Origin of the sequence: Bradyrhizobium centrolobii, assembly GCF_001641635.1 — a bacterium.
Taxonomy (GTDB): Bacteria; Pseudomonadota; Alphaproteobacteria; order Rhizobiales; family Xanthobacteraceae; genus Bradyrhizobium; species Bradyrhizobium centrolobii.
On the sequence record NZ_LUUB01000066.1, the window covers coordinates 17,637 to 39,930 of the forward strand.

Here is a 22,294-nt window from a genome sequence, read left to right on the forward strand (position 1 = left end):
TTGAACCAGGATAAAGAGCGATGCACCGCCCTCGCGTAGACGCTTCCGCCACCGGGCCGTCTCGATCATCGCCGATCGCGGGGCGGCAAGCCACCGCAGCCACTCGTTAACCCTAACCGCGCACCAATGGCGGCCGTGCGACGAAGGTCATGCGCCAGCGGTTGTGGCCGATATTGGTGTGGGCCCGCTGGACAGCGAACCCCGCCGCACTCAGCTTGGCTGTGATTTCATCCTCGCTGTAGCGCTGTAGCCCGATGCGCGATCGCAGATGACGGTAGTCCGACAGTGCGGTGCTGATCAGCCCGATCAGCGCGTCTTTCAAGAAGCCGTGACGTAGCCCGAAGCTGAGCAGTGCCATCACGTCCCGTCCCATGCCGACATTCGGCTGAAGGATGTCGCCGAGCACCAGCCTGCCGGATGGCTTCAAGAGCCGCCGGATGTTGAGAAGCGCGGAATCGAGCTCCTCGGGCGACATGTATTGCGCGACCGAATTCATGACGGCGAGGTCGACGGATTGCTCCTGCATCTTTTTCACGTCCTCGAGCGAGCGGACGCGGATCTTCGTGTTCGGGGCAAATCGCGCGATCAGCCGGCCGCGGACGCCGGGCGCGGGCTCGGCCAGGATCAGCTTGCCGCAGGCGGATGCCACCTGAGCGGCCGACAGCGCCTCGCCGCAGGCATAGTCCAGCACGGTCGCCTCGGGCGAGGAGATGTAGCTGAGGATGTCGCGCGCAATGATCTGGAAGTGCAAATCGCGATGCAGCTTGCTGACATAGATCGTATGCGTGGAGTCGTAATAATCGATCCAATCGTCCATGGTATCTGAAGGTCCCGGCCAAACGGTTCCTGCGCAGGAACCGGCGCTGCCCGCCTTGCGTTAGGGGTGCGACGGCGCGCCGTCAATGTCCGCGTCCTAACAGGAAGGTTTCCCGTGAGCAAAGCCAACAACAAGGTCTCGCCCGACCTCGACACTCCCACCGATCTGTCGCCCCAGGCGGTCAACAAGGTTTCGCAGGCGCTCAACGTGCTTCTGGCCGACGCGTTCGCGCTCTATCTCAAGACCAAGAATTTCCACTGGCACATCAGCGGGCGGCATTTCCGCGACTACCACCTGCTGCTTGACGAGCAGTCGGACCAGATCTTCGCCACCACCGACCAGCTTGCCGAGCGCGTCCGCAAGATCGGCGGCACCACGCTGAAGTCGATTGGCCAGGTCGCAAAGCTCCAGACCATCAAGGACAACAACGAGGACTACGTCCCGCCGCGTGAGATGCTGCGCGAATTGATGCAGGACAATAAGCACGTCGCCGCCGCCATGCGCAAGGCGCATGAGGTGTGCGACGAGGCCGGCGATGTCGCGAGCGCGAGCATCCTCGAAAACTTCATCGACGAGACCGAGCGCCGCACCTGGTTCCTGTTCGAAGCCACCCGCCAGGAAGGCAGCAACGCGGCGTAGTTTCTCGTCGCTTCAACAATGTCGTCCCGGATCAGCGCTCGCTACGCTTGCTTGTCCGGGACGACACCGTGTATGAGGCGCGAGTTGCGGTTACCGCCACAGCCGCATCAGCGCTCCATCCTTGCCGGTGACGGGATCGGCAGGCGGTAGCTTCACGGCGGGAATCGTCTTCAGCGCCTTGGCGTGGTTCTCCGGCGTTGCCCGCGTGATCTCCATGTTCGCGCCCGGCGGATAGGCACCGATCACGCAGAAATCGTCGCTGGCCCCGATGCATTGATGCCCGGTGCCGGCGGGAAGGATCGCGACATCGCCGGCCCTGATCTCCAGCTCCTGGCCGTGATCGCCGCCGAAGCGGACGCGGGCGTGGCCGCGCGCAACGCCGAGCACCTCATGCACGGTCGAATGATAGTGCAGATAGTCGTAGACGCCGTTGCGCCACGTGCCGCCCCAGCCGTTTGCACCGAACAGATTCTCGATGGTTTCCTCGGGATGCTTCGGGTCGAGCGTGACTGCGCCCTGATAGACCAGGAAGGGGAGGATGTTGTTCGGCACGAGCCCGTCGTCCTCGAAGACGATGGCGAGTGGTTCGGCATTGTCGCGGACGACAGGCATCGCGGGGCTCCTGCGTGAGAGTAGCAGAGATCAACCGATCGCGAGAGATGACGTTCCTTCCGTTGCCACTCCATCACTCCGGGGCGCCTTCGCTCTTCGAGCTTCGGCGGACAAGTCGCGCGTCCCGGAATGACGGCCCGCAACCAAAAACGAAAATGCCCGGGACGAGCCCGGGCATGACGTTGTGGAATCGACTTATCGAGAGAGCGCCTTACGCGCTCTTCTTCTGCCGCATCAGGTCCGCGAAGCGCTGGAACAGATAGTGCGAGTCGCGCGGGCCCGGCGACGCTTCGGGGTGATACTGCACCGAGAACACCGGCCTGCCGTCGAGCTGGATGCCGCAATTGGAGCCGTCGAACAGCGAGATGTGTGTTTGCGTCGCGCCCTCCGGCAGCGTCGCCTGGTCCACCGCGAAGCCGTGGTTCATCGAGGTGATCTCGACCTTGCCGGTGGTCTCATCCTTCACGGGGTGGTTGGCGCCGTGGTGGCCCTGATGCATCTTCTTGGTCTTGGCGCCGACGGCGAGGCCGAGCATCTGGTGACCGAGGCAGATGCCGAAGGTCGGCGTGCCCGACTTGATCACGTCCTGGATCACCGGCACAGCATATTTGCCGGTCGCAGCCGGATCGCCCGGTCCGTTGGACAGGAACACGCCGTCGGGCTTCATCGCCAGGATGTCTTCGGCCGAGGTCGTCGCCGGCACCACCGTCACCTTGCAGCCGACGCCGGCGAGCAGGCGCAGGATGTTGCGCTTGATGCCGTAGTCGATGGCGACGACGTTGAACTCCGGATTCTCCTGCCGGCCAAAACCCTTGTCCCACAGCCAGGGCGTCTCGTCCCAGGTGAAGCGCTGGCCGGAGGTGACCATCGGCACGAGGTCCATGCCCTCGAGCCCAGGCCATTCGCGCGCCTCTTCCTTGAGGCCGTGCAGGTCGAACGTGCCGCTCTTCGAATGCGCGATCACGGCGTTCGGCATGCCCTTGCTGCGGATCAGCGCGGTCAGCGCGCGGGTGTCGATGCCGGAGAGGCCGATGATGCCGCGGGCCTTGAGCCAGGCGTCGAGGTGCCTGGTCGCACGATAGTTCGAGGGATCGGTGATCGCGGTGCGCAGGATCACGCCGCGCGCGCCGGGCGTCGCGGCCATGTTCACCGTCTCGATGTCTTCGTCGTTGGTGCCGACGTTACCGATATGCGGGAAGGTGAAGGTGATGATCTGGCCGGCATAGGAGGGATCGGTCAGGATCTCCTCATAGCCGGTCATCGCGGTGTTGAAGCAGACTTCACCGACGGCGTGGCCTTCGGCGCCGAGACCAAAGCCTTCGAGCACCGTGCCATCGGCAAGCACCAAGAGCGCGGTCGGCTTGTGGTCCGGCCAAGCGGGATCGTTGTCAGGTTGTGTCATGAGCCCGCTTCATAGTCTGGCAAGTGGCGCCCGTCAAAGCGGGAAAGGGCGGATTCACATGCGTTTTTGCATATTTGACAGGCCCTCTCAGGCACTTAAGCTCGGCAGAATAATTTCCGGCAAATTACTGGGCTTGCGAGGCAATAATGGACCAGACGACCCCGATTGTGCTGGTTCCGGGACTGGCCTCCTCGGCCCGGATCTACGCGCCGGTGATCCCGGCACTCTGGCCGTTCGGCCCGGTGACGGTCGCCAACCACATCCGTGACGACAGCATGACGGCGATCGGCGAGCGCATTCTCAGCGAAGCGCCACCGCGTTTTGCGCTCGCTGGCCACTCCATGGGCGGCTACATCGCCTTCGAGATCATGCGGCAGGCGCCCGAACGGGTGGTGAAGCTCGCTTTGATCAGCACCCAGGCGCGGCCCGACACGCCGGAGGCGACTGCACGCCGGCGCGGCCTGATGGAACGGGCGCGGCGCGGCGAACTGCGCGCAGCGCGCGAGGAGATGTTTCCTGAACTGGTGCATCCTTCGCGTCGCGACGACGCCAAGCTGCGCCAGCTCGTGCATGCGCAGGGCGAGGACGTCGGCGTCGACGGGTACATCAGGCAGCAGACCGCGATCATCGCGCGGGTGGACTCGCGGCCGACGCTTGCAACAATCCGATGCCCGACGCTGGTGCTGACCGGCGATCAGGACAACACCATCCCGAACGCGCTCTCGAAGGAGATGGCGGAGGGCATTGCCGGTGCCAAGCTCGTCGTGCTCAGCAATTGCGGACACCTGCCGCAGCCGGAACAGCCCGAGGCGACGGCGCAGGCGCTGGTCGAATGGCTGAGGGGCCCGGTTGTCTCGGGGGCGCGAACGGCCTAGATCAGGCGACAGATATTTGAAGGGATCACGGCCATGATGCGCGACGACATCAACAATGCGGTCAAGGAGGCCATGAAGGCCAAGGACGAGCGCAAGCTCTCGACGCTGCGCATGGTCAACTCGACCATCAAGAACGCCGACATCGAGGCGCGCGGCAATGGCAAGCCGCCGCTATCGGACGCCGACCTGCTCGGCGTGCTGCAGAAGATGATCAAGCAGCGCCAGGAGGCGGTCGAGCTCTACGACAAGGGCGGCCGCGCCGAGCTCGCCGCCCAGGAGCGCGAGGAGATCGCGGTGATCTCGGCATACCTGCCGAAGCAGATGTCGGATGACGACGTGAAGAAGGCGATTTCGGACGTGATCGCCGAGACCGGCGCGGTCGGCATGAAGGACATGGGCAAGGTGATTGCGGCGCTGAAGGCGAAGTACACCGGCCAGATGGATTTTGGCAAAGCCAGCGGCCTGGTGAAGGCGGCGCTCACCGGATAGCTCGTCATTCCGGGGCGACGCGAAGCGTCGAACCCGGAATCCATCGCGCCGCCGAATCCGTTGATCAATGGATTCCGGGCTCGCGCTTCGCGCGCCCCGGAATGACGAAGACACTGGGAGGCAACCGATGATCATCACGCCGGTCCGGCGCTGGATGGAGCCGAACTTTCCCAACATCACGTATTGGCGCGAGATGGAGAAGGGCGGGCATTTCGCCGCATTCGAGCAGCCCGAGCTGTTTGTCGGCGAGGTCAGGACGTTCTTCCGGACGGTGCGATAACTCTCGCGGTCATTCCGGGGCCCCAAAGGGCGAACCCGGAATCTCGAGATTCCGGGTTCGATGCTTCGCATCGCCCCGGGATGACGCCTTAGAGGCGAGATGCTTCCCCATCGTCATGCCCGGGCTTGTCCCGGGCATCCACGTGCTTAAACTGGCGGTCAAGCAAGAAGCGCGTGGATGGAGGAAGCTCCGGCCGTCCGCGCAAGAGGGAAACGCCCGCAGCCATGCTGACCGAAGCCGCAACCTACGACGAGCTCTACCGCAACTTTCGCTGGGACGTCCCGTCGCGTTTCAACATGGCGGAGGCCTGCTGCGACCGCCATGCCGACGGCACGGGCCGCCTTGCGCTGATCTATGTCGACGAGAACGGCACGACGTCCCGCACCTCCTTCGACGAGGTCGCGGAGATGTCGCGCCGTTTCGCCAACGTGCTGAAGGCCGACGGGCTCATCCGCGGCGACCGCGTCGCGGTGTTCCTGTCGCAGTCGCTGGAGCTGCCGATCGCGCACATGGCTGCGTTCCGCTCCGGGCTGATCTCGATCCCGCTGTTTGCTCTGTTTGGCGAGGACGCGCTGGAATTCCGCCTGTCGAATTCGCAAGCAAGAGCCATCATCACCGATGAGGCGGGCTGGGAGAAGCTCACGAAGATCCGCGATCGGCTGCCCTATTTGCAGGACATCTACGTCACGAGCGGCGCCGTCCACGCCGGCGCCAAACCATTCTGGTCGGCGATCGAAACCGCGTCCGAGGACTTCGCGACCGTCGACACGTCGGCCGACGATCCCGCGCTGATCATCTACACCTCGGGCACGACCGGCAATCCCAAGGGCGCGCTGCACGCCCATCGTGTCGTGCTCGGCCATCTGCCGAATGTGGAGATGTGTCACAACTTCCTGCCGCGCCCCGGTGATCTGATGTGGACGCCGGCGGACTGGGCCTGGATCGGCGGGCTCGTCAACGGCCTGTTCGCGTTCTGGTATCACGGCATTCCGCTGGTCGGTCACCGCGCGCGAAAATTCGAGCCGCAGGCGGCGATGCAGATGATGGCCGATCTCGGCGTGCGCAACGTCTTCCTGCCGCCGACGGCGCTGAAGCTGATGCGGCAGGCCGGCGTGAAGCATCCGGGCGTGAAGCTGCGCAGCATCTTCACCGGCGGCGAATCCCTCGGCGGCGAACTGCTCGGCTGGGTGCGCGAAACCTTCGGCATCGATGCGCACGAGGTGTTCGGCCAGACCGAATGCAATCTCGTGATCGGCAGCAACTCGAACCTGTTTCCGATCCGACCGGGTTCCATGGGCAAGGCGACGCCGGGCTTCGATGTCCGCATCGTCACCGACAAGGGCGAGGAAGTGCCGCGCGGTCAGCGCGGCATCATCGGCGTGCGCCAGCCGTGCCCGTGCACGATGCTCGAATACTGGCGCAATCCCGAGGCGACGGCGAAGAAATATGCCGGCGAATTCCTGCTCACCGGCGATCTCGGCGTGCAGGATGAGGACGGCTATTTCTGGTACGTCAGCCGCGAGGACGATGTCATCACCACCGCCGGCTATCGCGTCGGCCCGTCCGAGATCGAGCATACGCTGATGAAGCATCCATCGGTGGCGATGGCGGCGGTGGTCGGCATTCCCGATCCGATCCGCACCGAATCGATCAAGGCCTGGATCGTGCTGCGCCCTGGCTTTGCGGCAAGCGACGCACTCGCGCGCGAGATCCAGGAGTTCGTCAAGGTGCAACTTGCCGCTCACGAATATCCGCGCTTCGTCGAATTCGCGGAGACGCTGCCGATGACCGCCACCGGCAAGGTGCTGCGGCGCGAGTTGCGTGCGAGGGGATAGGTTCTTTCAATTCGACGCAGTCAGATCATGCCAAAGACGTCTCAAGCCGCGGGGCTTCACCGCGCCTCACTCAAGAAGCTGCACGATCTCGATGCGGCGCTGGAGCTCATGTATTACGGCTGGCGCGGGATGACGCTGGAGGCCGACGCGTATCTTGCGAAGCTCGGCCTGTCGCGCCCGCACCATCGTATCCTCTACGTGGTGGCGCGCCGGCCCGATATCGCGATCGGCTCGTTGATCGAGATCCTCGGCATTTCCAAGCAGGCCTTGAACCGGCCGCTCAATCTGTTGCTGGAGCGCAAGCTCCTGACCTCGAAGCGGTCGCCCGAGCAGCATCGCTCGAAACTGTTGCGCCTGACGGAGGCGGGGCAACGCGTCGAACAAAGGGCATCGGACCACGAGCGCAAGGCCCTGCGCGAGGCGTTCGATCGCGTCGGGACGTCGGGTGCGGCCGCATGGATGGCCGTCATGGAGACCATCGCCGACAACAACTGACGACTTCTCAGGTCAATATAGTTGACATGAAAGGCGAGCTTTGCCACTCTCCCTGCAACAAAGTAAGGGGAGGGTCCACGTCATGAGCGGACAGGTCATGAATCGCGCAGCCGCCGAACGCTTTGTCGCGGCGTGGTGCGCGAACTGGTGCAGGGTCGATATCGACGCGGTCGTCGCGCACCTTGCCGACAATGCGGAGGTGCGCAGTCCTCTGGCGCTGAAGCTGACCGATTCCCCCATCGTCACAGGCGCCGAGAACATCCGCGTCTACTGGCGGAAAGCCTATGGCGGTGTCGAAAGCGCCGACCTGAAGATCCTCAATTGGAGCTGGGACGACACGATCGCGCGACTGACGGTGTGGTGGCAACTGGACGACACCCGCGCCAGCGAGTTCATGGACTTCGACGATGCCGGCCGTGTGGTGCGCAGCGAAGCCTTCTACGGAAAATAGCCATGCACCTTTCGGACTTCGTTCTGCTCCTCAACGCGCTCTGGTTCGGCGGCGCCTTCATCCAGTTCAGCGTTGCCCAGCGCAATACGTTGAAGATACTGCTGCCGGGCGAAGAGCGCAGCAATCCGATCGCGCCGACCTTGGCGGCCAGCGTGGCGTTCCTGGGTGGGATCAATCTGCCGATCGGGCTCTTGTCGCTCTATCTTCTGGCCGCTCGTCCGCCCTTCTTCCAACCGGTCGAGGCGCAGCTTGTACTGTTCCTGTTTTTTGCCGCCTGCCACTTCAGCCAGTTCGCCTATAACCTTCCGGTCCTGATGCGCGGCGGACGTGTCGGGGTGGCGTATTGGCCGGTGTTGAAGGGCCCGATGCTCAGGATCTTCGTCATCGACGCGGCTCTGTTCGTGGCCAATCTTGGCGTGGCGCTTCTGCTCGCGTGGCGCTCCTGACAAGCGCCGGCGCTGCCCGTGCTCGGGCATGCGACCTGGCATCTCTATCGCCGCTTGGTGGTGCCAGTGCCGTAACAATCTCCAGCGTCGTCCCGGCGAAGGCCATAACCCCAGGGAGTAGTTGTGGCGCGAGATCTGGGTTGCGAGTCTTCGCCGAACCACTCCCTGTGGTTATGGTTCCCGGATCGGCGCTCACTTCGTTCGCTTGTCCGGGACGACGACTCAGCTTGGAGCCGCTACGGCGTCTTGATCCCCATCGCCTTGAGCGCATCCAGCATCCGCTGCGGCGGGCCGAGCTTGACGACCAGCGGCTTGCCGGTCTCGAGCACGCTTTTGAGGTTGGAGAGGATCGCAGGCCAACCCGAGCGGCCGCCGGCCAGGATGTCGTCGCTGAGCGGCCGGTCGTGGCCCTCGCTCATGGTGAGCCGGACCGCGTCGCCGACCTGCTCGATCTCGTAGGTCACGAGCGTCGGTCCAAGCTTCTCGATCAGGTCGGGCCAGTTGACGTTGAAGGTGACGGAGAGTTTTCGCGGCGGATCGTATGCGAGGACTTCGCCGCTGATGTGCAATGCTCCGTCCGGCGTGCGCACAATGAAGGCGCCGCCGAGCCGCGGCTCGACCTCGACCGCATTGCCGAAGAAATACTTCCGGCTGAACTCCGCCGTGGTCAGCGCCTCCCAGACCTTCTCGGGTGTGGAGGCGATGTAGATGGTGTAGACCGTCAGCGGCTTGAAGTGGTTGATGTCCATGGTCGTACAGACTTCTGAGTTGTTTCGGTTCGGCGGCGAGGTGATTTCACCTCGCCCCGCTTGCGGGGAGAGGTCGGATTTTACGCCAGAGGCGTAAAATCCGGGTGAGGGGGACTCTCCGCGAGTTCAACTGTCATCGTGTTTGCGGAAGCAGCCCCTCACCCCAATCCTCTCCCCGTAAGAACGGCGAGAGGGGGCGGCGGGCAGCTTACTCAAATCCCTTGATGCCAAGCGCAGCCGGTGGGATCGCGAAAGCCTTGCCGGTCTCCAAAAGGCTCTTGAGCCCGGACAGAATCGCGGGCCAGCCCTTGGAGATGCCGTCAAGCAGCTTGCTACCTTCGACGAAGCCTTCATGGGTCACGGTCAGCTTCACGAGTTTGCCCCAAGGCTCGAGCGTGAAAACGACCTTGGTCGGCCGTTCGTTCCGCATCTCTTCATTCACTTCGTGCTTGAAGCTGTAGGACAGCCGCCGCGGCCTGTCGGCCTCGAGGATCTCGCCGGTGTCGGTGGTCTTGCCGCTCATCACCAGCGCGAAGGACGAGCCGACCTTCCAGTCGGACCTGACCTCGGTGTCGAACCAGTACTGCCGTGTGAATTCGCTGTTGGTCAGCGCCTCCCACAGCTTGTCCGGCGTGGTTTCGATATAGGTGACGTAGATGAATTCGGGCCGGGCCATCACGCAGCATCCTTCGTTGAGTAGCTCGGCGGGACGATTCCAATGGTGTGGCCGGTCTCGAGCATGCTCTTCAGGTTCGACAGCACCATCGGCCAGCCGCCGGAGATGTCGCGCAGGGTCTTGCCGTCCTCGCCGAGCTCGTCGTGCGTGACTGTCAGCTTGACGACCTTGCCGCGCGCCTCGAGATCGAAGGTCACGCGCGAGATTCCTTCGCCCGCAGCTTCAGGCTTGCGATTGTGCCAGCTATAGGCAAGCCGCCGCGTCGGATCGAAAGTGATGACCTCGCCCTCCACCGTGGGGTTGCCGTTGTTGGTGAAGCGGTAGGGCGCGCCTTCCGTCCAGTCCGAGGTGATGCGGTGGCCGAACCAGTAGCGCTCGGTGAAATCGCCGTCGGTCAAGGCCTGCCACAGTGCCTCGGGCGAGGTCTCAATGTAGGTCACGTAGACATAGTTCGGTTTACTCATCGCGTTTCTCCAACTGACGTTTCAACTCGCTGAGCGCGGCAAGCTTGCCGCGCTCAAATTTCTTGATCCAGCGTTCGCCGATCTGATGGATCGGCACCGGGTTGAGGTAGTGCAGCTTCTCGCGGCCATGCTTGAAGGTCGTGACCAAATTGGCCTCTTCGAGAATGGCAAGGTGCTTCGTGACGGCCTGGCGCGTCATGTCCAGGCCCTCGCAGAGTTCGTTCAGCGTCTGCCCGTTCCTGGCGTGAAGCCTGTCCAGAAGCGACCGTCTCGATGCGTCGGCCAGCGCTTTGAAGACTTCATCCATACCGGCAATAATATGCAACCAAATGGTTGCATGTCAAGCGCCGTCGTCATTCCGGGGCGACGCGTTAGCGTCGAACCCCATTGCGCAATTGCGCAATGTGAAATTCGAGATCCCGGGTAACCGCTGCGCGGTTTCCGGAATGACTCCCGCGAAATCGTGTTTTTGGCGCACGCGAAAGCCTGTGCTAGCCTGCCACCTCAGCCAACGCAGATTGGTTCCGGGAGGATCAATGATCAGCCGAGTTCAACTTGCTGCTTGCCTTGTCCTTTTCGTCAGCAGCACCAGCGTCCACGCCCAGAAGCAGCAGGTGATCGGCGCCCCGCCGGAAGCCTCCAACATGAAGCTGGTCGGCAATAGCGACCTCCAGGCGCGCAGCGCCTATCAGCCGACCATCCATCACCAGGGCGATCGCTGGATCGCCTATATCGGTCATCACGGCGGCACCGACGACGTGCCCGCACCCCTCAATCCGATGACGGGACAGGCCGAGCCGAACGGCACCTCGATCGTCGACGTCACTGACCCGGCGCATCCAAAATATCTGCGGCACCTGCCGGGACAGGAAGGCAAGTATGAATCTGGCGGCGCGCAGATGGTGCGGGTCTGCGACGGTAAGTCGTTGCCGAAGGGCGATCCCAATGCGGTCTACATGCTCCGCACCTTCGGCAGCGAGGCGCACGAGATCTGGAACGTCGCCGATCCCGCCAATCCCGTGCTCGTCACCCGCATCGCCGGCCTGAAGGACACGCACAAGAACTGGTGGGAATGCGATACCGGCACTGCCTATCTCGTCTCGGGCGCGCCGGACTGGCGCACGCGGCGCATGACGCAGGTCTACGATCTCTCGGACCCTGCGCATCCTCAGAAGATCCGCGACTTCGGCCTGCCCGGCCAGGAGCCGGGCGCGACCGGCGCGGTGCCGACCGAATTGCACGGGCCGATCTCGACCGGCCCCGCCGGCAACCGCGTGTTTTTCGGCTACGGCACCAACAAGGGTGGCATCCTGCAGATCGTCGATCGCGAGAAACTCCTGAACGGGCCGAAGGAGCCGACGCCGGACAATCTGCGCTATCCTGAGATTTCGCGGCTGCCGATGTCCGCCTTCAACGGCGCGCACACCACATTCCCGATGCTGGACATGCCCGTCGCCGAGTTCGCCGAGGACAGGGACGGCAAGACCCGCGACATCGTCATGATCGTTGATGAAGCGATCCTGAACGAATGCGGCGAGGCGCGTCAGATGGTGTGGTTCGCGGACGTGACCACCGAGGCACGGCCGATGATGATCTCGAGCTACACCGTGCCGGAGGCGAGCGGGCAATTCTGCCAGCGTGGCGGCCGCTTCGGCTCGCATTCCTCGAATGAAAGCATGGCGCCGGTCTATTACAAGAAGATGGCCTTCATCGCCTTCTTCAATGCCGGCGTGCGCGCGCTCGACATCCGCGATCCCTACCATCCCAAGGAGGTCGGCTACTTCATTCCGTCGATCACGAGCGCGACCGACAAGCGTTGCATTCCGATCGAAGGCGGCGAGCGCTGCAAGGTCGCGATCCAGACCAACAATGTCGAGACCGACGATCGCGGTTACATCTACATCGTCGATCGCGCCAACACGGGGATGCATGTCCTCGAGCTGACCGGGCCCGCGCGCGCCGTCGCCGGCCTGCCGAAGAACTGACGATGCGCCGCGTGGCGACGATAGCGCTCGCGCTGATCGCGCTCGGTGCATCGGGCGTCGGAGCCTATCAGCTCGCGCCGTCGCCGACGGACAGGCCCGCGCATTGGCGGGAGATCGCCTGGCCTTTCCCGCGCGATGGCTGGCCCGCAGGCCGCGCGTTTCGTTGCGTCGGGGCCTGCGAGGGCGCCGAGCTCTACGTCCGCGCAAAGCTCGGCTTCTGCAATTGCGACCGCGGCGTTGCCGATGACGATGAGGTCGACCGCGTCACCGACCTCGATCTGATCAGCCCGCGCTTTGCGGCGACAGCGCCGGGCGAGAAGGTGGGCGTCGGCGAGATGCATGGCCGTGCCCGGCAGTACGATCTCGACATGGCCGATGGCACGCGCCGCGTAGCCATCGGCATCGCCCTCTCGCGCCGCTGCGATCTCCTGGTCGCGGTCGCGCAAGGTGCGCGCGAGGCGATGGCCGTCCGAAGCGTGGCACTGGAGTTCCTTGAGACGCAGGAGATGAAGTCATGGATGACGGCGGCGCTGGATGGCAGGTGAGGGAGGCGCGACGGCGCCGCCTCCAACGCTGTCATCACCCGCGAAAGCGGGTGATCCAGTATTCCAGAAACGGTTGTGGGATATGGAGGGGCCGCGGCGTACTGGATACCTCGCTTTCGCGGGGTATGACAGCAGTGTTTGAGGTGGCATCTTCCTCATAGTCTCAGCTTCCGTTCCCGCCTCCGCCATGCATTAATGAGCCAAAACGCCATCAGCGAGTCCTCCCCATGATGTCCCTGCAAGCCTATCTCGCCTTCGTCGCTGCCAGCATTGCGCTGGCGCTGCTGCCTGGTCCGATCGTCACCCTCGTCATTGCCAATGGCCTGCGCCACGGCACGCGTGCGGCGCTGACCAATGTCGCCGGCGCGCAGGCCGGCCTTGCGATCGTGATCGGCGTCGTCGCGATCGGGCTGACCTCGCTGATGGCCACCATGGGCTACTGGTTCGACTGGGTGCGCTTTGCCGGCGCGGCCTATCTGATCTGGCTCGGCATCAAGCTGATCTGGGCGCCGGTCGAAGGCGTCAATGTCGACGAGCCGCCGGCGCCGCCGCGCGGCGGTTTCTTCCTGCAAGGTTTTCTGGTGCTGCTCTCGAACCCGAAGGTGCTGGTGTTCTTCGGCGCCTTCATCCCGCAATTCTTGGACATGAACCGCGACCACTTCCCGCAGGTCGCGCTGCTGGGCGCGACCTTCATGGTCACAGCAGCGATGACCGACGCGCTCTACGCCACGGCCGCCGGCCGCGCGCGAAAATTCTTCTCCGCGCGCCGGACGCGGATGATGTCGCGCGTCTCCGGCGGCTTCATGATCGGCGGCGGTATCTGGCTGGCGTTGACCCGGGCGAAGTGAGCGCTGGTCGAAAAGCTGTTCGAGATAGGTTGCCGTCCTCTCCATTGGCTCCGCTCTGCTCCCTCCCCCCTTGCGGGGGAGGGCAGGGGAGGGGGGTAGCCCAGGAAACGGTGTAGCCGTCGTCGAGAAAGAGTCTTGCTCCATTGGGAGAGTGTGCCGCGTGGCACCCCCTCCCTAGCCCTCCCCCGCAAGGGGGGAGGGAACGCGGCGTGCGTTGTCGCTGCACCGTCTGATGCGTCGAGAAGATTTGCGTCGACGACGGTCGGGACGCAAGGCGCTACACCAATCCCTCCGCCCGCAGCTCCACCTCGATCGCGGCAAAAATCCGCGCCAGCCGGTCGGCCCATTGCTGCTGGCCGGATTGATCGGTGATCAGGTCCTGGCGGATTTCGATGCCGGTGTTGATCAGGCCGCGGGCTTCGCCGTGCACGGGGATGGTGTAGTCGGTGAGATCGCTCACCGGATAGGGCTCGTTGTTGCCGACGACGAGATCGCTCTCGGAGCGCAGATGCCTCAGCAGCAGGTGCGGCAGCACCGTATCGCGGTGATAGAGCGTGCCGATGTGCCAGGGACGCGCGACGCCGGCATAGACTGGCGTGAAACTGTGCAGCGACACCAGCACGGTCGGCCGCTTGGCGTGCACGCGGGCATCGATCACGGCGTGAATGCGGCCGTGATAGGGATCGAAGATCTCGCGCCGCCGCGTCTCGCGCTCCTGCGCCGATATCCCCTCATTGCGCGGGATCGCGGTTGCCTCTGAAATGGCCGGGATCGAGCTTGCGACGCCGGGTGGACGGTTGCAGTCGATCACGAGCCGCGAATAGTGTTGCGCGATCAGATGCGCATCGAGCATTTTGGCCAGCCGCTCGGCGACGCCGGCAATGCCGATGTCCCAGGCGATGTGCCGCGTGAGCTCGCGATCGGCGACGCCGAGATCGCCGAGCGCGCGCGGCAGCACCCGTCCATGGTGATCGGAGGTGAGCAGGAAGGGCGATGCCCCCTCTGCATTCGCCTCATGCACGGGAGGAATGTCGCCTTTGCCGAGAAGTTGAAACGTTGCGTCCGTCGTGTCTAAAGCCATTCCGATGCCTATGGAAAAAGCGCGCCGCCCCTCAAAATCGGGCAGCGAACGCTATAGAATAACCGGTCTAAAATCACCATGATCGCCTGACGATGCCGCTGCTCACGATTCATCACAAGACCGAGTATCGCTACAACCGTCCCGTGGCATTCGGCGAACATCGCATCATGCTGCGTCCGCGCGACGGGCATGATCTGCGCGTGCTCGACAGCCGGCTCGACATCGTGCCCGAGCCGATGTCGCTGCGCTGGATCCACGACGTGTTCGGCAATTCGGTCGCGATCGCTAATTTCGACGAGCGCGCGGACAGGCTGACCTTTGACTGGCACGTCACGGTCGAGCACAATCCGGTGGAGGAGTTCGCGCTGACGCCGGACGATCCCGCTTTCTTCTATCCCTTCGTCTATGACGACGAGGAATTCCCCGATCTCGTCCAGTACATCACGCCGCAATATGCCGATCCCGGCGGCGAGCTCTCGGAATGGGCGCGCGGCTTCCTCGACGAGGACGCGCCGACGCCGACGTTCAAGATCCTGAGCGGCATGACGCATGGCATCCGCGAGGCGTTCGAGTATCGCAAGCGCCACGAGCAGGGCACGCGGCATCCGCGCTCGACACGCTGCGGTCGGGCAGCGGCAGCTGCCGCGATTACGCGCTGTTCATGATCGAGGCGCTGCGCCAGCTCGGCATCGCCGCGCGCTTTGTCTCCGGCTACATCTTCGTGCCCGAGGATATCGAGCAGCGCCATGTCGGCGGCGGCTCGACGCATGCCTGGGTGCAGGTCTACCTGCCGAGCGCGGTGGTTCACCTTCGACGCGCGCCATAATGTCCCCCGCATCGGCCGCATCCTGATGGCGACCGGGCGCGACGCCGCCGACGTCGCGCTCTCGACGAGTTTTGGGCGGATGGAATTGAAGAGGTTCGAGGTGGTCAGCGAGGAAGTGGTGAAGGCGGGGTGAGCTGTTGCTCTACGCAATGCCGGCGTTGAGCGAATGTGCGATGCCAACCCAATGTCGTCCCGGCGAAGGCCGGGACCCATACCGCGTGATCTAACGAGGGCGCGCGATGCGTATCGCGGGCGGACAACGCAACTGGGCGTCTTCGTCAAACTACTCCCTGGGGTTATGGGTCCCGGCCTTCGCCGGGACGACGGCGGGTGTGTGGCGCTGTCGCTCTGTCAAATTGACCGCTATAGAGAGCCCATGACCTCCGATCTTCTTTTCGTCTACGGCACCCTGATGCGCGGCTTCGATCATCCGATGGCGCGGCTGCTTGCCATGCATGCGGATTTCCTGGGGGAGGCGACCTGCCGCGGGCGGCTGTTCCTCGTGAAGCACTATCCCGGGTTGCTGCTGTCGGATGCGCCGTCCGACCTCGTCCATGGCGAGCTGTTTCGCCTGCGCGCGGGCGACGAACTCCTGCGCGAGCTCGACATGTATGAGGCCTGCGGCGAGGGCTTTCCGGAGCCGACCGAATATCTGCGCGAGCGGATCGATGTAACGCTCGCAGATGGCGCGATCACGAAAGCGTGGACCTACGCCTACAATTGGCCCGTGACACACCTGCCGCGCATCGAGTCGGGCAAATTCCTTCAGCACTAGCCCGCGAGTACCTCCCGCACCAGGCGCATGTCGATCTCGCGCTCGACGTAAGTCCACTCCTCGGTCTGCCGCAGCATCGCGACCAGCTCCTCGAAAGCCGAGGCATCTGCCGGTGCGAATTCGAACCAGGTGAGGAAATCGAAGGGCTCGCCGAGGTCGCGGCAATGGTAGAGCTGCCGCGCGATTGCCGGCAGGAAGCGCAGGCTGCTTGCAATGTGGTGCGACTTGTCCTCGAAGATCTTGCGTCGCTCTTCCGGCGTCAGCTCCCACCAGGCTTGCGACTTGCGGATCGGGATCAACGCCGCGCTGGTCGCCTCGGGTCGGTCGAGCCCGGCCTGCACGGCCGTGAGCTGCTCCGTCTCCGCGCGCTCGGTGTAGCGCAGGTAGCTGGCGACGCCGACCAGCCGCCACGAATTGCGCGAGGGCACCAGCGGCAATGAGACGGCGTCGCTGTCCGTCACCGACAGCGCCGGCACGAAGGGCAGGGGTTCGCCCGTCACGGGCGACATCGAGGTGATGCGCCAACCCCCGCTATGGCCGCCTCGAAACGTCCTGAACATGACCATATGGAAGCGTGGAAGCGGCCCAGGTTCAAGGGGCCATTGCCGTTATTCCGGGGCGCCCGAAGGGCTAATCCGGAATCCACCGCGCCACCGGGCGGGGCTGTGAATAGGTCGAATAACCCGGATAAGGCGGACAATTCTGACTTTTCGGCAGGCCGCACCTATATCCCTAACCTTTCGCCCGACTCACGCGGTTTCGCGCTAAACACAGGCCATGCGCTTCACGCCTCAGTTCCTCGACGAATTGCGTGCCCGGCTTCCGGTTTCGGAAGTCGTGGGCCGGCGCGTGAAGCTGAAGAAGGCGGGCAAGGAGTGGAAGGGGCTGTCGCCGTTCCAGCAGGAGAAGACTCCGTCCTTCTACGTCAACGACCAGAAGGGTTTTTACCACGACTTCTCCTCCGGCAAGCACGGCGACATCATCACCTTCGTGATGGAGACCGACGGCGTGCCGTTCGGCGAAGCGGTGGAGCGGCTTGCCAACATGGCGGGCCTGCCTTTGCCGGCGGTGACGCCCGATGCGGCGCGGCACGAGCAGCGCCGCAAGTCGCTGCATGACGTCATGGACCTCGCCGCAAAATTCTTTGCGGAGACGCTGGCCTCGCGCGTCGGCGCGAAGGCGCGCGGCTATCTCGCCGATCGCGCGATCTCGCCCGCGACGCAATTGCAGTTCCGCCTCGGCTACGCATCGCCCGAGCGCTTTGCGCTGAAGGAGCATCTCGGCAAGCAGGGCGTCTCCGTCGACGACATGGTCGAGACCGGCCTCCTGATCGCCGGTAACGATATTCCCGTGCCCTACGACCGCTTCCGCGATCGCGTGATGTTTCCGATCACGGACTTGCGCGGCCGCGTCATCGCCTTCGGCGGACGCGCGCTGGAGAAGGACGTTCCGGCAAAATACCTGAATTCGCCGGAGACGCCGCTCTTCCACAAGGGCGACAATCTCTACAACCACCAAGCTGCGCGTGCAGCCTCCCATAACGGCGCGCCGCTGATCGTGGTCGAAGGCTATGTCGACGTCATCGCGATGGTGACCGCCGGCTTTGCCGGCACCGTCGCGCCGCTCGGCACCGCGCTCACCGAAAGCCAGCTTGCGCTGCTCTGGAAGATGGCGGACGAGCCGATCCTCTGCTTCGACGGCGACCGGGCCGGCCAGAAGGCGGCGTATCGCGCTGCCGACCTTGCCTTGCCGTTCCTCGCGCCAGGAAAGAGCCTGCGCTTCGCATTGCTGCCGGAGGGGCAGGACCCCGATGATCTCGCCCGCTCCGGTGGTCGCGGCGCGATCGAGGAGGTGATCGCGGCGGCCCGCCCGCTCGCCGACATGATCTGGTCGCGTGAGCTCGAAGGCGGCAGCTTCGTCACGCCCGAACGCCGCGCCGCGCTGGAGGCGCGCATCAAGGAGCTCTCCAACGGCATCCGCGACGAGGTGGTGCGGCGCTATTACCGCGACGACTTTGTCCAGCGGCTCCAGCGCGCCTTTGCGCCCGAGGGCGGAGGCGGCGGCTTTGCCGGCCGGGGTAATTTCCGGGGTGGTGCCGGCCGTCCGTTCCAGCCGCGCGGGGCGGGTGGCGCGAATCGATTCGCCGGGCCCGGCCGCCGTGGCGGGCCGGTCCCGACCTTGCTCCCCTCCGGCCCCTACCAGGCGGCGAGCCCGCAACTGGCGGCAAGCCCGATCATGCGGGGCCAGCGCAGCGCCATGTCCCGCCGCGAGGCCCTGATCCTGCAATGCCTGATCAATCACCCCTGGCTGCTACACGAGCATCTGGAGGAGGTGGCGGCCCTCGAGCTGGCTCATCCCGAGGCCCACAAGCTCCGGGCCGGCATCATCGCCGCCTTCGCCAACGATCATCACCACAGCCCTGACCCTGGCGAGCAGGCCGAGAAGATGCACGCCGACCTGGAGAAGGGCGGATTTATCCCGTTACTTCAAAGGGTTGAGCGCGCCATCACAACCCAGGCCGTGTGGGGCGCCCGCGAGGGCGCTGCGCGCGACGATGTTCTCGCCACCTGGCACCAGCTCGTTGCCTTGCATCGGCAATGGCATTCACTACTTAGAGAGCTGAAAGACGCTGAGCTGGCCTTGGGGGAAGACCCCAGCGAGGCCAATTTGGCGTGGCTGCGTGACGTCAAGGCCCGGATGGGCGAGGTCGACGGCACCGAGGCCCTGATCGAGGGTTTTGGCGAGCTGTCGGGCCGGTTCCAGAAGAGCGTTTGATGAAGAATCATGCGGACGGCCGGGGCCGCAACCGCTAAAAGACTCGCCAAATCCAAGGTTTGGCGGCAAAAACAGGGTTAATCGAGGCTTAACGGTCTTGTAGCACTTTGGCCCACAGGCGGCCGCAGGCAGAACAGACGCGTCAGGAATGAATCCGCGCAACACTGTTGGCACTTTACCTGCATCCGCCGCGACAAAGAGGCTCACGAAGCGTTAGGCAAATCCGGCGAGAGAAGTTTCGGGGTGGCGATAAAGGTTTGCGCCGCCCTTTCCGTGTCGAGAGCTGCCGAAGCGAGAGCGTCGAGCAACAGGTTCAAGTGAATTCAGGCAGACGCGGCGAACGTCTGTATGAAGCGCGTTTAGGAGCAATGGATGGCCACCAAGGCAAAGACGCTGCAGGCGAAGGACAAGGAAAAAGACGACAAGGCAGCGGACGCTCCGGAGAAGGATTCCCAGGACGCGCCCTCGCCGTTGCTCGATCTTTCCGACGCGGCAGTGAAGAAGATGATCAAGCAGGCCAAGAAGCGCGGCTTCGTGACCTTCGATCAGCTCAACGAAGTTTTGCCGTCCGACCAGACCTCGCCCGAGCAGATCGAGGACATCATGTCGATGCTCTCGGACATGGGCATCAACGTCACCGAAGCCGACGACAGCGAAGGCGAGGACGAGAAGGACGAGGGCGGCGACGACGACACCGATAACGAGCTCGTCGAGGTCACCCAGAAGGCCGTCACCGAGGTCAAGAAGAGCGAGCCGGGCGAGCGCACGGACGATCCCGTGCGCATGTATCTGCGCGAGATGGGCACGGTCGAGCTGCTCTCCCGCGAAGGCGAAATCGCGATTGCCAAGCGCATCGAAGCCGGCCGCGAGGCGATGATCGCGGGCCTCTGCGAAAGCCCGCTGACCTTCCAGGCCATCATCATCTGGCGCGATGAGCTGAACGAAGGAAAGATCTTCCTTCGCGACATCATCGATCTCGAAGCGACCTATGCCGGCCCTGACGCCAAGGGCGGCATGAACACCGCGATGATCGGCGGTCCCGCTGGGGAGAACGGCGAAGCGCCGGCTGAAGGCGGCGAGGCCGCTCCGGCAACGGCCGCTGCGCCCGCGCATGTCGCGCCGCCAGCCGCGCCGCCGTCGCCGACCCCGTTCCGCCCCGCGCCCGCCGCCGGTGACGGCGAAGGCGGCGAGGAGAAGGATCCGGGCGAGGCCGCAGCCGAAGCCGACATGGACGACGACGAGTTCGAGAACCAGATGTCGCTCGCGGCGATCGAGGCCGAGCTCAAGCCGAAGGTCGTCGAGATCTTCGACAAGATCGCCGACAACTACAAGAAGCTGCGCAAGCTTCAGGAGCAGGACATCGCCAACCAGCTCCAGAACGAGTCGCTCTCGCCGCACCAGGAGCGCAAGTACAAGAAGCTAAAGGACGAGATCATCGTCGAGGTGAAGTCGCTGCGCCTCAACCAGGCCCGTATCGATTCACTCGTCGAACAGCTCTACGACATCAACAAGCGCCTCGTCTCGCATGAGGGCCGCCTGATGCGCCTTGCCGACAGCCATGGCGTCGCGCGTGACGACTTCCTGCGCAACTACACCGGCTCGGAGCTCGATCCGCGCTGGCTCAACCGGGTGTCGAAGCTGTCGGCCAAGGGCTGGAAGAACTTCGTCCACCACGAGAAGGACCGCATCAAGGACCTCCGCCACGAGGTGCATCAGTTAGCTGCCCTCACCGGTCTCGAGATCGGCGAGTTCCGCAAGATCGTGCACTCCGTGCAGAAGGGCGAGCGCGAAGCACGCCAGGCCAAGAAGGAGATGGTGGAAGCCAACCTCCGCCTCGTGATTTCGATCGCCAAGAAGTACACCAACCGCGGCCTTCAGTTCCTTGACCTGATCCAGGAAGGCAACATCGGCCTGATGAAGGCGGTCGACAAGTTCGAGTACCGCCGCGGCTACAAGTTCTCGACCTACGCCACCTGGTGGATCCGGCAGGCGATCACCCGCTCGATCGCCGACCAGGCGCGCACCATCCGCATCCCCGTGCACATGATCGAGACGATCAACAAGATCGTGCGCACCTCGCGCCAGATGCTCAACGAGATCGGCCGCGAACCGACCCCGGAGGAACTCGCCGAGAAGCTCGGCATGCCCCTGGAGAAGGTGCGCAAGGTTCTGAAGATCGCCAAGGAACCGCTCTCGCTCGAGACGCCCGTTGGCGATGAAGAGGATTCACATCTCGGCGATTTCATCGAGGACAAGAACGCGATCCTGCCGATCGACGCGGCGATCCAGTCGAACCTGCGCGAGACCACCACGCGCGTGCTCGCCTCGCTCACCCCGCGCGAAGAGCGCGTGCTGCGCATGCGCTTCGGCATCGGCATGAACACCGACCACACGCTGGAAGAAGTCGGCCAGCAGTTCTCGGTCACCCGCGAACGTATTCGTCAGATCGAGGCGAAAGCGCTGCGCAAGCTGAAGCATCCGTCGAGGTCGCGGAAGCTGCGATCGTTCCTGGATAACTGATCGGGGATTGATCGGCCGGCGAGGTCCGGCCTCAGCCTCAATAAACGGCGGGCCGAAAAGCCCGCCGTTTATTGTTGGTCTTCAGCGTCGCCCGGGGCTGGCGGGGCAACAACCTAGAATAGAAGGCTATCGCCTGCGTCACGCGATGGCAAGGTAAATCGTCGCGGCGTCGATGTCGCAGCGAGCGGAACAGATATGCGTTGATTGTGAGCGTAGGTTCCAGTGTGTTCCTGAATCAACTGTTTGGATGATCGAAGTACTTTGTTCATGCTGTCCGCATCTCGCGATGTAGCGCGAGCCGCGCGTCCTGTTCGGAGGTGCGTCGAGCTGCATGTGTTTCCGCGCGCGTGCAGAACTCTCTTGCGACGAGTTCATCTCGCGGTGCACACGTCAGCGCCGGACGAACTTCAATCTTACGGCGGCCATCTCCGCTCGTCATTCCGGGGCGCGCGTAAGCGCGAATCCGGAATCCATCTGACCGCATCGTCGGTGGCGCAATGGATTCCGGGCTCGCGACTTCGTCGCGCTCCGGAATGACGACGAAAAGTGCACGCCGCTTGTCTTCACACGGCTCGCAGCGCGAAGTTGATGCGGATCAAGCTTGCGGCGCTATCGTTGCCGCGGTTCTGCGAGGTCTTGCTGCTTTGACGGGAATCCTGCTCCCGGGCATGATCCCGCGCTGCTTCGCGTCCGCTCGTCATTCCGGGGC

At 64.0% G+C, this 22,294-nt stretch carries 23 protein-coding genes and 2 pseudogenes; 16 read left to right on the forward strand and 9 right to left on the reverse strand.

Going from position 1 to position 22,294, the window contains the following annotated elements:
* Positions 1-112: 112 nt before the first annotated feature.
* Positions 113-817, reverse strand: coding sequence for a class I SAM-dependent methyltransferase (locus AYJ54_RS22025; RefSeq protein ID WP_063702127.1), 705 nt, complete (start codon positions 815-817; stop codon positions 113-115).
* Between the two features lie 114 nt (positions 818-931).
* Between AYJ54_RS22025 and AYJ54_RS22030 the strand changes: the two genes are divergently transcribed.
* On the forward strand, positions 932-1,456 hold the full coding sequence (locus AYJ54_RS22030) for a Dps family protein (protein WP_063702129.1): 525 nt from the start codon (positions 932-934) through the stop codon (positions 1,454-1,456).
* Positions 1,457-1,546: 90 nt separating this feature from the next.
* Here AYJ54_RS22030 and AYJ54_RS22035 read toward each other — a convergent pair whose 3' ends face one another.
* Entirely contained in the window at positions 1,547-2,068 is a 522-nt protein-coding gene (locus AYJ54_RS22035) for a cupin domain-containing protein (RefSeq protein WP_063702131.1), read from the reverse strand.
* 211 nt (positions 2,069-2,279) lie between these two features.
* The gene (gene carA / locus AYJ54_RS22040; protein ID WP_063702133.1) at positions 2,280-3,470 is read right to left on the reverse strand and encodes a glutamine-hydrolyzing carbamoyl-phosphate synthase small subunit; all 1,191 of its coding nucleotides are present in this window, start codon (positions 3,468-3,470) and stop codon (positions 2,280-2,282) included.
* 146 nt (positions 3,471-3,616) lie between these two features.
* Here carA and AYJ54_RS22045 point away from each other — a divergent pair, with 146 nt between their 5' ends.
* The 7 genes and pseudogenes from AYJ54_RS22045 to AYJ54_RS22070 all read left to right on the forward strand — a co-directional run bounded on the left by AYJ54_RS22045 (position 3,617) and on the right by AYJ54_RS22070 (position 8,341).
* Positions 3,617-4,345, forward strand: coding sequence for an alpha/beta fold hydrolase (locus AYJ54_RS22045; RefSeq protein WP_063702135.1), 729 nt, complete (start codon positions 3,617-3,619; stop codon positions 4,343-4,345).
* A 33-nt stretch (positions 4,346-4,378) separates the two neighbouring features.
* Positions 4,379-4,834: a GatB/YqeY domain-containing protein gene (locus AYJ54_RS22050; RefSeq protein ID WP_063702137.1), complete on the forward strand. Its 456-nt coding sequence runs from the start codon at positions 4,379-4,381 to the stop codon at positions 4,832-4,834.
* A gap of 130 nt (positions 4,835-4,964) precedes the next feature.
* A pseudogene (locus AYJ54_RS47535) lies at positions 4,965-5,114 on the forward strand (alpha/beta fold hydrolase); the annotation flags it as partial.
* Positions 5,115-5,338: 224 nt separating this feature from the next.
* Positions 5,339-6,949 (forward strand): acyl-CoA synthetase, encoded by a 1,611-nt coding sequence (locus tag AYJ54_RS22055; RefSeq protein WP_063702139.1) that lies wholly within the window; start codon positions 5,339-5,341, stop codon positions 6,947-6,949.
* A 27-nt stretch (positions 6,950-6,976) separates the two neighbouring features.
* Complete coding sequence (locus AYJ54_RS22060) at positions 6,977-7,444, forward strand: MarR family winged helix-turn-helix transcriptional regulator (protein ID WP_063702140.1); 468 nt, start codon at positions 6,977-6,979, stop codon at positions 7,442-7,444.
* An 82-nt stretch (positions 7,445-7,526) separates the two neighbouring features.
* Positions 7,527-7,895 (forward strand): Cif family virulence factor, encoded by a 369-nt coding sequence (locus tag AYJ54_RS22065; protein WP_063702142.1) that lies wholly within the window; start codon positions 7,527-7,529, stop codon positions 7,893-7,895.
* 2 nt (positions 7,896-7,897) lie between these two features.
* Positions 7,898-8,341: a hypothetical protein gene (locus AYJ54_RS22070; protein WP_063702147.1), complete on the forward strand. Its 444-nt coding sequence runs from the start codon at positions 7,898-7,900 to the stop codon at positions 8,339-8,341.
* Between the two features lie 236 nt (positions 8,342-8,577).
* On the opposite strand, the gene AYJ54_RS22075 is transcribed toward AYJ54_RS22070, so the two are convergent.
* The 4 genes from AYJ54_RS22075 to AYJ54_RS22090 all read right to left on the reverse strand — a co-directional run bounded on the left by AYJ54_RS22075 (position 8,578) and on the right by AYJ54_RS22090 (position 10,537).
* Entirely contained in the window at positions 8,578-9,090 is a 513-nt protein-coding gene (locus AYJ54_RS22075) for an SRPBCC family protein (protein ID WP_063702149.1), read from the reverse strand.
* Positions 9,091-9,298: 208 nt separating this feature from the next.
* Positions 9,299-9,766 carry an SRPBCC family protein gene (locus tag AYJ54_RS22080; RefSeq protein ID WP_063702153.1) on the reverse strand — a complete coding sequence of 156 codons (468 nt, stop codon included), beginning with the start codon at positions 9,764-9,766 and terminating at the stop codon, positions 9,299-9,301.
* Positions 9,766-10,230 carry an SRPBCC family protein gene (locus tag AYJ54_RS22085; RefSeq protein WP_063702154.1) on the reverse strand — a complete coding sequence of 155 codons (465 nt, stop codon included), beginning with the start codon at positions 10,228-10,230 and terminating at the stop codon, positions 9,766-9,768. The genes AYJ54_RS22080 and AYJ54_RS22085 overlap by 1 nt, the downstream gene beginning before the upstream one ends.
* The gene (locus AYJ54_RS22090) at positions 10,223-10,537 is read right to left on the reverse strand and encodes an ArsR/SmtB family transcription factor (protein WP_063702156.1); all 315 of its coding nucleotides are present in this window, start codon (positions 10,535-10,537) and stop codon (positions 10,223-10,225) included. The genes AYJ54_RS22085 and AYJ54_RS22090 overlap by 8 nt, the downstream gene beginning before the upstream one ends.
* A 229-nt stretch (positions 10,538-10,766) precedes the next feature.
* Between AYJ54_RS22090 and AYJ54_RS22095 the strand changes: the two genes are divergently transcribed.
* The 3 genes from AYJ54_RS22095 (at position 10,767) to AYJ54_RS22105 (ending at position 13,608) form a co-directional block, all read left to right on the forward strand.
* Positions 10,767-12,215, forward strand: a complete 1,449-nt coding sequence (locus AYJ54_RS22095; protein WP_063702157.1) for an LVIVD repeat-containing protein — start codon at positions 10,767-10,769, stop codon at positions 12,213-12,215.
* Positions 12,216-12,217: 2 nt separating this feature from the next.
* The gene (locus AYJ54_RS22100) at positions 12,218-12,760 is read left to right on the forward strand and encodes a hypothetical protein (RefSeq protein WP_063702158.1); all 543 of its coding nucleotides are present in this window, start codon (positions 12,218-12,220) and stop codon (positions 12,758-12,760) included.
* Between the two features lie 227 nt (positions 12,761-12,987).
* Positions 12,988-13,608: a LysE family translocator gene (locus tag AYJ54_RS22105; RefSeq protein ID WP_082905787.1), complete on the forward strand. Its 621-nt coding sequence runs from the start codon at positions 12,988-12,990 to the stop codon at positions 13,606-13,608.
* A 277-nt stretch (positions 13,609-13,885) separates the two neighbouring features.
* Here AYJ54_RS22105 and AYJ54_RS22110 read toward each other — a convergent pair whose 3' ends face one another.
* Positions 13,886-14,689 (reverse strand): N-formylglutamate amidohydrolase, encoded by an 804-nt coding sequence (locus tag AYJ54_RS22110; RefSeq protein WP_063702160.1) that lies wholly within the window; start codon positions 14,687-14,689, stop codon positions 13,886-13,888.
* A gap of 92 nt (positions 14,690-14,781) precedes the next feature.
* On the opposite strand from AYJ54_RS22110, the pseudogene AYJ54_RS54320 reads away from it, so the two are divergent.
* The 3 genes and pseudogenes from AYJ54_RS54320 to AYJ54_RS22120 form a co-directional block, all read left to right on the forward strand.
* Positions 14,782-14,970 (forward strand): annotated as a pseudogene (locus tag AYJ54_RS54320) (transglutaminase N-terminal domain-containing protein); the annotation flags it as partial.
* 200 nt (positions 14,971-15,170) lie between these two features.
* Positions 15,171-15,515 (forward strand): transglutaminase-like domain-containing protein, encoded by a 345-nt coding sequence (locus tag AYJ54_RS54325; RefSeq protein ID WP_488226334.1) that lies wholly within the window; start codon positions 15,171-15,173, stop codon positions 15,513-15,515.
* Between the two features lie 376 nt (positions 15,516-15,891).
* A complete protein-coding gene (locus AYJ54_RS22120; RefSeq protein WP_063702162.1) occupies positions 15,892-16,290 on the forward strand; it encodes a gamma-glutamylcyclotransferase family protein in 399 nt (132 codons plus the stop codon).
* On the opposite strand, the gene AYJ54_RS22125 is transcribed toward AYJ54_RS22120, so the two are convergent.
* Positions 16,287-16,850, reverse strand: coding sequence for a chlorite dismutase family protein (locus AYJ54_RS22125; protein WP_063702254.1), 564 nt, complete (start codon positions 16,848-16,850; stop codon positions 16,287-16,289). The genes AYJ54_RS22120 and AYJ54_RS22125 overlap by 4 nt on opposite strands.
* Positions 16,851-17,067: 217 nt before the next feature.
* Here AYJ54_RS22125 and dnaG point away from each other — a divergent pair, with 217 nt between their 5' ends.
* Both dnaG and rpoD read left to right on the forward strand, forming a co-directional pair.
* On the forward strand, positions 17,068-19,065 hold the full coding sequence (gene dnaG / locus AYJ54_RS22130; protein ID WP_063702164.1) for a DNA primase: 1,998 nt from the start codon (positions 17,068-17,070) through the stop codon (positions 19,063-19,065).
* Between the two features lie 372 nt (positions 19,066-19,437).
* A complete protein-coding gene (rpoD, locus tag AYJ54_RS22135; RefSeq protein WP_063702166.1) occupies positions 19,438-21,585 on the forward strand; it encodes an RNA polymerase sigma factor RpoD in 2,148 nt (715 codons plus the stop codon).
* The last annotated feature ends 709 nt before the right edge of the window (positions 21,586-22,294 follow it).

Bases quoted from the DNA above. Each gene is read 5' to 3' on its own strand.
- AYJ54_RS22025 (WP_063702127.1), bottom strand. From the start codon at position 817: ATGGACGATTGGATCGATTATTACGACTCCACGCATACGATCTATGTC.
- AYJ54_RS22035 (WP_063702131.1), bottom strand. From the start codon at position 2,068: ATGCCTGTCGTCCGCGACAATGCCGAACCACTCGCCATCGTCTTCGAG.
- carA (WP_063702133.1), bottom strand. From the start codon at position 3,470: ATGACACAACCTGACAACGATCCCGCTTGGCCGGACCACAAGCCGACC.
- AYJ54_RS22045 (WP_063702135.1), top strand. From the start codon at position 3,617: ATGGACCAGACGACCCCGATTGTGCTGGTTCCGGGACTGGCCTCCTCG.
- AYJ54_RS22050 (WP_063702137.1), top strand. From the start codon at position 4,379: ATGATGCGCGACGACATCAACAATGCGGTCAAGGAGGCCATGAAGGCC.
- AYJ54_RS22055 (WP_063702139.1), top strand. From the start codon at position 5,339: ATGCTGACCGAAGCCGCAACCTACGACGAGCTCTACCGCAACTTTCGC.
- AYJ54_RS22060 (WP_063702140.1), top strand. From the start codon at position 6,977: ATGCCAAAGACGTCTCAAGCCGCGGGGCTTCACCGCGCCTCACTCAAG.
- AYJ54_RS22065 (WP_063702142.1), top strand. From the start codon at position 7,527: ATGAGCGGACAGGTCATGAATCGCGCAGCCGCCGAACGCTTTGTCGCG.
- AYJ54_RS22070 (WP_063702147.1), top strand. From the start codon at position 7,898: ATGCACCTTTCGGACTTCGTTCTGCTCCTCAACGCGCTCTGGTTCGGC.
- AYJ54_RS22075 (WP_063702149.1), bottom strand. From the start codon at position 9,090: ATGGACATCAACCACTTCAAGCCGCTGACGGTCTACACCATCTACATC.
- AYJ54_RS22080 (WP_063702153.1), bottom strand. From the start codon at position 9,766: ATGGCCCGGCCCGAATTCATCTACGTCACCTATATCGAAACCACGCCG.
- AYJ54_RS22085 (WP_063702154.1), bottom strand. From the start codon at position 10,230: ATGAGTAAACCGAACTATGTCTACGTGACCTACATTGAGACCTCGCCC.
- AYJ54_RS22090 (WP_063702156.1), bottom strand. From the start codon at position 10,537: ATGGATGAAGTCTTCAAAGCGCTGGCCGACGCATCGAGACGGTCGCTT.
- AYJ54_RS22095 (WP_063702157.1), top strand. From the start codon at position 10,767: ATGATCAGCCGAGTTCAACTTGCTGCTTGCCTTGTCCTTTTCGTCAGC.
- AYJ54_RS22100 (WP_063702158.1), top strand. From the start codon at position 12,218: ATGCGCCGCGTGGCGACGATAGCGCTCGCGCTGATCGCGCTCGGTGCA.
- AYJ54_RS22105 (WP_082905787.1), top strand. From the start codon at position 12,988: ATGATGTCCCTGCAAGCCTATCTCGCCTTCGTCGCTGCCAGCATTGCG.
- AYJ54_RS22110 (WP_063702160.1), bottom strand. From the start codon at position 14,689: ATGGCTTTAGACACGACGGACGCAACGTTTCAACTTCTCGGCAAAGGC.
- AYJ54_RS54325 (WP_488226334.1), top strand. From the start codon at position 15,171: ATGGGCGCGCGGCTTCCTCGACGAGGACGCGCCGACGCCGACGTTCAA.
- AYJ54_RS22120 (WP_063702162.1), top strand. From the start codon at position 15,892: ATGACCTCCGATCTTCTTTTCGTCTACGGCACCCTGATGCGCGGCTTC.
- AYJ54_RS22125 (WP_063702254.1), bottom strand. From the start codon at position 16,850: ATGTTCAGGACGTTTCGAGGCGGCCATAGCGGGGGTTGGCGCATCACC.
- dnaG (WP_063702164.1), top strand. From the start codon at position 17,068: ATGCGCTTCACGCCTCAGTTCCTCGACGAATTGCGTGCCCGGCTTCCG.
- rpoD (WP_063702166.1), top strand. From the start codon at position 19,438: ATGGCCACCAAGGCAAAGACGCTGCAGGCGAAGGACAAGGAAAAAGAC.